The following is a 7,034-nucleotide window of genomic DNA, read 5'->3' on the forward strand; positions in this document are numbered from 1 at the left end:
CGAGACGACATGGGTGCCGTGAACCATAAGGGTCCACCGTGTCGGCCGACTCGCTGAAGTTCGTTCGGCGACCTCCCGCCCGACCAAATCCGGACGAGTCTGGTCCACACCCGTGTCCAGCACGGCCACCGTGACGCCCTCACCGTCGAAGCCCAGAGGGCGCCCCGGTGGTGGACAACCCTCAGCGGGTGTCCGTCGGCCTCACATCGCTCGGACCGCCGTGGCTGGTCGGCGGTCACGAGTACGCGGGCACCATTGACATCGTTTTCACGGCACCATCGGCGACATTCGCGTCGTGAACCGTCCCCTGCCTGCGCACGAATTCCTGACCGCGAAGTAGATTATGGCGTTCCGCCTCCGTATCACCTGCGGAGGCGGAACCTCGCAGGGCGCCGCAAAACACCAGCGGCATGCGGCGAGCACCGGCACGACATCAGCATGCCAGCACGGCACAGAAGACGATCCGCCGCCTGACGCAGGGTGCGGCCGCCCGCACCCCTTATCACCGCTGTTGATCGGGTGAACCCCAGACCACCAGCGTGGCGCCGCAAGCGTTGCCCTGCGAGCCCGCCCGGGCGACCGCCACCGGATGAAGAGACCACGAGCTCCTGGCGCCCCCCTGAACTGCCGCCCCGGCAATAACATCTCCCACCCGAACTCCGGCTCCACACAGACAGCGGAGCGGTCTACAGACGTCGGCGATCGGCACGCCGAAGCGGCCGTCCTACTCCATGCGGTCGACGACCGATCACGGTCATCAGGTTGATCCCCAAGCCGGCTGCCGGCGACGCAACCCCGCTGCCGAATCGGGCACGCAACATGACCTCAGGCGCCGTTGCATGCGAACGGCCCCTCACACTTCGTCACACGGCGACAACGGCGTGCCTGCCTTCCTCCGCGAAGTCCTCATGTGACCATGGCGGCGTCGGTCGTCGCTTTGTCCGGATGCACTCTAAGGACTCTCTTCGAAGGGGCCGGCCCACTGTGTCCGTCCCACCGGAGTATGTCTGCGTGAGTCGCTTGTGAACGACAACAGCCTCCAGCATCCAGACGATCGTCCGGAATCCCATCTGCCCCGGGACATGGACGTCGCCGAAGAAGACCAGCGATCGTCACTGGCTCACCTGCTGCCGGTGGTCTGCGCGGTCGCCCTGGGCGGAGCCCTCGGCGCAGCCGCCCGCTACGCAGTGCTCCTGATGTGGCCTCCTGCCCCGGCCGGGTTCCCGTGGGCCACCTTCGGTGTCAACGCCGTGGGATGTGCGGTCATGGGCGTCGCCGTGGTGGTCTTCATGGAACTGCGCCACTCCAACCCGCTCGTGCGCCCCTTCCTCGCCACCGGCGTACTCGGCGGCTTCACCACACTGTCCACCTACGCCGCCGACACCGAACGCATGATGAGGCTCGGCGCACCTGGCCGCGCCCTGACGTACTTCGTCGCAACTCCGATCGTGGCACTCACGGCTCTCGCACTCGCCTCCTCACTCACCCGCAGGATCGCCGGTTCACAACGGGGAAAGGCACCCGCATGAACTGGTTGCTCGTCCTCGCCGGCGGCGCCGTCGGCGCAGCCTTGCGCTACCTCATCGACCGCGCTGTGCAACGACGGCAGTCGACACCATTCCCCTGGGGCACTTTCACGGTAAACACCCTCGGCTCCCTCGTCCTCGGGTTGCTCACCGGTGCCGAGCTGGCCAGAGCGGCCGACCAGGAATACGGAGAATTCATCGGCACCGGACTGTGCGGGGCTCTGACCACGTACTCGACGTTCTCATGGGAGACAGTGCATCTGGCCCGCACGGGAGAGACCGTCCGGGCAGCAGGCAACACAGTCTCGACCACGTTTACCGGGCTCGGTGCCGTCCTCATCGGCATCACAGCAGCACAGGCCCTTTGGGACTGAGCCTAAGCGATCCGGCCTCGTGCACGAAGAGCCTGCCGCTCTGTCTCATCGGCGACTCCGGAACCGGCAAGTCCCACCTGCTGATCGCACTCGGCACCGAAGCCGCGATGGCCAGCTACCGGGTCAAGTACGTCATGGCGACCAAGCCGGTCAACGAGCTCGTCGAGGCCGCCGACGAGAAGCAGCTGACAGTGATGATGTAGCCCGCGGCCCCCGCTTGGAGGTCTGACCCGGCAGCTGACCGACACTTGGGTTGTCCTTGCTTGGAATTGTCGATCTCCCAAGCGGTGCCGCTACGCGCGGCCGGTCGGGCATCTGTGACTTCATAGGAGCCCGGCCAAAGGTCCCATCACTGTCTTGTCCGTCTGCCCGACCGGCGCGCGTGCCGGCCCTCACGTGTTGTACGGAAGGACAGCAGACATCAGCATGGCAGCGGATGAAATAGCCGTCATCGGCGGGATCGACACCCACACCGACACTCACCAGGCCGCGGTCATCGACACGGTCGGCCGTTTCGTGGCCACGGAGCCGTTCCCGACCAGCCCTGCCGGCTACCAGCAGCTGCTGGACTGGCTGCGCTCGCACGGCGAGGTCCTGGCCGTCGGGGTCGAGGGGACCGGCGCCTACGGAGCCGAGCTGACCCGGTTCCTGTCGGCGAACGGCATCGCCGTCGTGGAGGTCGACCGGCCCGACCGCAAGGCCCGAAGGGACAACGGCAAGTCCGACCCCGTCGACGCCTACGCCGCAGCAACGGCTGTGCTCTCGGGCCGCGCCAAGGGGACGCCGAAGTCCCGCAACGGCATCGCCGAGGCCATCCGCACCCTGCGGGTGGCCCGCAGCTCGGCCATCAAGGCCCGCACGCAGACCATCAACCAGATCCGCACCCTGATCATCACCGCCCCTGCCGAAGTGCGCGAGCAGTTCCGGGGGTTGCCCACGGTGGAGCTGATGGACCACCTGGCCCGCTCCCGCCCCGCCGGCGATCTGGCGGATCCGGCCTGCGCTGTCAGGACGGCTCTGCGGCGCCTCGCCCGCCGTTACCGGGCACTCAGCCAGGAGATCGCTGACACGGACGCTGAGCTGAAGCCCCTGGTGACGAGGGCCGCACCACAGCTGGTCGCCCTGCCGGGCGTCGGCCCCGAGACCGCCGGACAGCTCCTGATCACCGCTGGTGACAACCCCGAGCGGCTGAGGTCCGAGGCGTCCTTCGCGCACCTGTGCGCGGCCGCACCCGTCCCGGCATCCTCCGGCCGTACGAACCGGCGCAGGCTCAACCGCGGAGGCGACCGCCAGGCCAACCGCGCTCTGCACACGATCGTCATCGTCCGCATGCGACACGATCGCCGAACGCAGGAGTACGTTGCCCGCCGCACCGCTCATGGCATGACGAAGAAGGACATCATCCGCTGTCTGAAACGGTTCGTAGCCCGGGAGGTCTACAAACACCTGCCTCGCCCGCACATCACGCCTCAACAGCTCCAGCCGACCACTTGACGATCTATAGGAGCTTCCAAGACCATCGCCCGCTACGGCCTCGTCGACCTCCTCTGCATCGACGCGCTCGCCTACATGGAACTTGACCGCCGCGGCGCCGAACTCCTCTTCCAGGTTCTGACAGAGCGGGAGGAAAAGAACAGCGTGGCGATCGCCTCGAACGAGTCGTTCTCTGGCCGGACCAAGGCCTTCACCGACCCCCGCCTCTGCGCGGCCATCGTCGACCGTCTCACCTTCGGGGGCAACATCATCGAGACCGGCACCGACTCCTATCGCCTTGCCACCACCCGCGCCCGCGCCGAACAACAAGCCACGGCCAGCTGACTTCCCGCAGGGCTCAGAGCGCGATAGGTCGGTACTTCAGAGCCTCGTCGACAATCTGCTCCGCAGACGCGCCCCGAAGGTTGTCTGAGGGGTGGAAGACCAGATCGCTCACCCGGGGGTGCGACACGTTCGCCCCAAGGAGCCGCAGGTAGTAGTCGCTCTCCGGGCCAGCCAGCAGGAGTCTGCGAACGATCTCAACGAGCTCGTCCCGGGTGATGTCCGCAGCCACGGGGCGAGCCGGCCGCGCCGCCTCCCGCGCGAACTCCTCTAGGCTCCGGCTTCCGTCGTACTCAGCGAAGTCGAGGGCCTCGTAGTCGTGACCGGTCATCGCGTTGAAGGCCCTGATTGCCTCACCCGCGGCCTCCCGGCGGGTTTCCAACAGGTCAGCGATCCGCTCCACCTCGGCGCACAGCTCGTCCAGCCGCTGCCGACTCACGGGCGGCGGCAACAACTCCGCTCTCAGGTCCACAGCCGCATTATGTCCGTCCGTGCCGACACGCCCCAGCCAAGCCCTTTGGGCGCTGCCAGTTCTCATCGACATTCCCGGGCGCCTCGATCAAGAACCGCTGCCAGGCCCCGTCGACATTCGCTCTCCGTTCTCACCTACGAAGCCATCGGCATCTTCCCCCGACCGCACCGCCGTCATCCGGCTCGCCGGCGCCGTGCTGGCCGGGCCTATCAAGTGGGGCCTGGCGCGCATATCCGCGGGCAGGACTCGATAAGCCGAAGTGGTGCCTTTCCGTTACAGTAATGCTGAGACGTGCTCATTCCGGTCGGGCATCGCTTCCGACCTGCCATGCGTCTGGCGCTGAGTCGCAGCGCAAATTTTGAGCATCCGACTCAAGCACTGAGCTCCACCCGTGTGCGGAGTTGAGAAACATCACGAGAGGGACATGCGATGCCCTTTGTCACCGCCAAGGACGGCACACAGATCTTCTACAAGGACTGGGGCTCCGGCCAGCCGGTCGTCTTCTCCCACGGATGGCCCCTCACGGCCGACGCATGGGACCCCCAATTGAAACTTATGGCCGACAACGGCTACCGGGCAATCGCCCACGACAGGCGGGGCGGTGGGCGCTCAGGCCAGAGCTGGGACGGCAACGACCTGGACACGTACTCCGACGACCTGGCAACACTCATCGAGAAACTGGATCTTCATGATGTGATCCTGGTCGGACACTCGACCGGCGGCGGGGAAGTCACGCGGTACATCGGCCGACATGGCTCCGGCCGGGTCGCCAAACTGGTCCTGGTCGGCGCGATCCCTCCGCTGATGCTCAGGACGGAAGCGAATCCAGAGGGACTTCCCATAGAGGTATTCGACGAGATCCGTAAGGGCGTCGAAACGGACCGGTCGCAGTTCTACCAGGACCTCAGCGTCGCATTCTACGGCGCCAACCGCGACAACTCTACGGTCACGCAAGGAACCCGCGATGAGTTCTGGCTGTGGGGCATGACCGTCGGAATCAAGGGTGCCTACGACTGCGTCAAGGCGTTCTCCGAGACTGACACCACCGAGGATCTTAAGAAGGTCGACGTACCGACATTGATCGTGCACGGAGACGACGACCAGATCGTACCTGTCGTGGCAGCCGGCGAAAAATCGTCGAAGCTCGTCAAGGACGTGACATACAAGGTCTACCCGGGTGCTCCGCACGGCCTCGCGATGGTGCCCAAGTTCGCCGAGATCTTCAACAAGGATCTCCTCGAATTTGCGCGCAGCTGACCAAAGGGGCTGGATTCACTTTTCTGGCGCAACGTGGTTGGGACGCCAGTGCCTTGCGGAGACTATCCGTTTGTCCCGCGTACACCTTGCGGTGCTTTCCATGCTCGATCCGAGCGGAACCGCAAGTCCGTGTGTGTGAACAACGGATCGGAAAGGCGGCCAGCGAGCAACTGGTCGGACAGTTACGTGATCTGCCACGCCTACGCCCCGACGATCCAGCAAATCGGTACGGCCGTCCTGCGCAGCAGAGCCTCGGTGCACTACCAGTTGACCGAGCTGGAAGCGAAGGCCGCGATCGTGCGCGAGCCGGGACGGTGGAGAGCGATCCGCCTCGCGTGACCGGCACCGACCGCTATCACCTGCTGCTCGCCGCTGGTGGTCGGCCGGTGCAGGCCGGCTGGTGGGGGAGAGTGAGGCGACTGGGCGCGGCAAGTTCCAGCGGTGGGTCGGCAAGCACGAGGGCGCGCCCGGCGCCCGCGTCACTCTCACCTTGATGACGACACTGGTCACGTGCTGGTCACCTGACCATAAGAGCTCGTAACACGATCTTGTTGAGGTGCCCTGGTCGGGCGTGTCCGATGTGTCGATTCGGCCGTTCGGGATGGTGTGAGTGCTCGGCCGTGGATCGTGGATGACGACTTGTGGATGTTGATCGAGCCGCTGCTGCCTCCGTGGCCGGAGAAGTCGCCGGGGCCGCGGCCGGTGGCGGACCGGCTGTGTCTGCAGGGCATCCTGTACGCCCTCCACAACGACGTAGCCTGGCAACTCCTGCCGCTGGAGCTGGGGTTCGGCTCCGGGCAGACCTGCTGGCGGCGTCTCGAGCGGTGGCAGCAGGCCGGGGTCTTCGACCGGCTGCACCGCATCCTGCTCGCCGAAATGAACGCGGCCGGCGAACTCGACTGGTCCCGCGCGTGCGTGGACGGCTCCCACTTCCGCGCGAAAAAGGGGGAGCCGACACCGGTCCGTCGCCGGTCGACCGGCGGAAGACGGGCAGCAAACACCACCTGATCTGTGACGGACGCGGTACCTCGTTCAAGGTCATCACCACTGCGGCGAACGTCAACGACGTCACCCAGACCCTCGCCCTCGTCGATGGCATCCCACCCGTTGCCGGACGGCCCGGCCGTCCGCGCCGCCGACCCGACTCGCTGCTCGGCGACAAGGGTTACGACTCCAACCCCAGCAGGCGTGCGCTGCGCAAGCGGCGGATCCTGCCGGTCATCTCCCGCAAAGGCGCCCCGAGCATCAAGGGCCTGGGCAAGCTCCGCTACGTCGTCGAGCAGACCTTCGCCCTGCTCCACCAGTTCAAGCGCTTCGCCGTCCGCTGGGAACGCCGAACAGAGCTCCACGACGCCTTCGTCTCGTTGGCCTGCGCCCTCATCTGCTGTCGTCCAGTAACGCTAGTCCTTGTGGGGGCGGATGAGGAGGAGGGCGATGTCGTCGTGGTGGGCGGCGGATTGCTCGGCGTGGCGGATGAGGCTGTTGGCGAGGTCGTCCAGGTCCTGGGCCGGGGTCTGTGAAAGGTGGTGGGCGAGGTGGTCGGTGGTGTCGTCGATGTCGGTTCCGGGGATTTCGATGAGTCCGTCGGTG

At 66.2% G+C, this 7,034-nt stretch carries 8 protein-coding genes and 3 pseudogenes; 8 read left to right on the plus strand and 3 right to left on the minus strand.

Features of this window, described 5'->3' with window-relative positions; translation table 11 throughout:
* Positions 1–156 (minus strand): S8 family serine peptidase (locus AB0O67_RS35740; RefSeq protein ID WP_365459787.1); only part of this gene is annotated, 156 nt, incomplete at its 3' end.
* Between the two features lie 866 nt (positions 157–1,022).
* Between AB0O67_RS35740 and crcB (AB0O67_RS35745) the strand changes: the two genes are divergently transcribed.
* The 5 genes and pseudogenes from crcB (AB0O67_RS35745) to AB0O67_RS35765 form a co-directional block, all read left to right on the plus strand.
* On the plus strand, positions 1,023–1,529 hold the full coding sequence (crcB, locus tag AB0O67_RS35745) for a fluoride efflux transporter CrcB (protein WP_365459766.1): 507 nt from the start codon (positions 1,023–1,025) through the stop codon (positions 1,527–1,529).
* The gene (gene crcB, locus AB0O67_RS35750; RefSeq protein ID WP_365459769.1) at positions 1,526–1,900 is read left to right on the plus strand and encodes a fluoride efflux transporter CrcB; all 375 of its coding nucleotides are present in this window, start codon (positions 1,526–1,528) and stop codon (positions 1,898–1,900) included. Before crcB (AB0O67_RS35745) ends, crcB (AB0O67_RS35750) begins: the two co-directional genes overlap by 4 nt.
* Before the next feature lie 32 nt (positions 1,901–1,932).
* Positions 1,933–2,091: pseudogene (locus AB0O67_RS35755) on the plus strand (ATP-binding protein); the annotation flags it as partial.
* Positions 2,092–2,326: 235 nt separating this feature from the next.
* A complete protein-coding gene (locus tag AB0O67_RS35760; RefSeq protein WP_365459772.1) occupies positions 2,327–3,394 on the plus strand; it encodes an IS110 family transposase in 1,068 nt (355 codons plus the stop codon).
* An 18-nt stretch (positions 3,395–3,412) separates the two neighbouring features.
* Positions 3,413–3,718, plus strand: a pseudogene (locus tag AB0O67_RS35765) (ATP-binding protein); the annotation flags it as partial.
* Between the two features lie 13 nt (positions 3,719–3,731).
* Here the strand turns inward: AB0O67_RS35765 and AB0O67_RS35770 are convergent.
* Positions 3,732–4,187 (minus strand): hypothetical protein, encoded by a 456-nt coding sequence (locus tag AB0O67_RS35770; RefSeq protein ID WP_365459775.1) that lies wholly within the window; start codon positions 4,185–4,187, stop codon positions 3,732–3,734.
* A 429-nt stretch (positions 4,188–4,616) separates the two neighbouring features.
* Between AB0O67_RS35770 and AB0O67_RS35775 the strand changes: the two genes are divergently transcribed.
* The 3 genes and pseudogenes from AB0O67_RS35775 to AB0O67_RS35785 form a co-directional block, all read left to right on the plus strand.
* On the plus strand, positions 4,617–5,444 hold the full coding sequence (locus tag AB0O67_RS35775; RefSeq protein ID WP_365459778.1) for an alpha/beta hydrolase: 828 nt from the start codon (positions 4,617–4,619) through the stop codon (positions 5,442–5,444).
* Positions 5,445–5,630: 186 nt separating this feature from the next.
* Positions 5,631–5,783, plus strand: a complete 153-nt coding sequence (locus AB0O67_RS35780; protein ID WP_365459781.1) for a hypothetical protein — start codon at positions 5,631–5,633, stop codon at positions 5,781–5,783.
* Between the two features lie 306 nt (positions 5,784–6,089).
* A pseudogene (locus AB0O67_RS35785) lies at positions 6,090–6,829 on the plus strand (IS5 family transposase); the annotation flags it as partial.
* Positions 6,830–6,844: 15 nt separating this feature from the next.
* Here AB0O67_RS35785 and AB0O67_RS35790 read toward each other — a convergent pair.
* Positions 6,845–7,034, minus strand: a 190-nt coding sequence (locus tag AB0O67_RS35790; protein ID WP_365459784.1) for a SpoIIE family protein phosphatase, incomplete at its 5' end; no start/stop codon positions are given.

It is taken from the genome of Streptomyces sp. NPDC086077, assembly GCF_040686175.1.
Taxonomy (GTDB): Bacteria; Actinomycetota; Actinomycetes; order Streptomycetales; family Streptomycetaceae; genus Streptomyces.